The organism is Dellaglioa sp. CoH-56-MRSF-11 (genome assembly GCF_056782135.1).
The window spans coordinates 1-356 of the sequence record NZ_JBXAYE010000057.1; the positions used below are offsets into that span (position 1 = coordinate 1).

Genomic DNA, 356 nt, shown 5'->3' on the forward strand with positions numbered 1-356 from the left:
GTGGAGACGTTGGCGCTGAAGATTCTTGACAAAGATGCGGCGTATAAGGCCACGTACTTCAAGGCACTCGGTGCCTAGCAGAAGAAGCGTGATGAAATCGGGGCCGCTACCAAGGTTACGCAACTGAGTTTCACGCTCGATATGGTGAGGCGTGTGCGATCTTCTGGAGGGTTTTAATGAGTACACCTATCTATGCACGAATCCTGTACGACGAGATTCGCATGATGGATTCAAAGTCCGGGCTGTATGTATGGTGTGATCCAGATGAAGAGGGGGTGCTTACCGTTCAGCAGCTTTTGACCGGTGCTCCGTTTAAGGCAGAGAACAGCACGGAATATCATGTAACTGTTCTATAT

The 356-nt window shown here is 49.7% G+C and carries 1 protein-coding gene; it reads left to right on the top strand.

The annotated features are described in order from the left end of the window. Positions 1-176: 176 nt before the first annotated feature. Positions 177-356, top strand: a 180-nt coding sequence (locus AC1RPT_RS07825; protein WP_481762989.1) for a hypothetical protein, incomplete at its 3' end; no start/stop codon positions are given.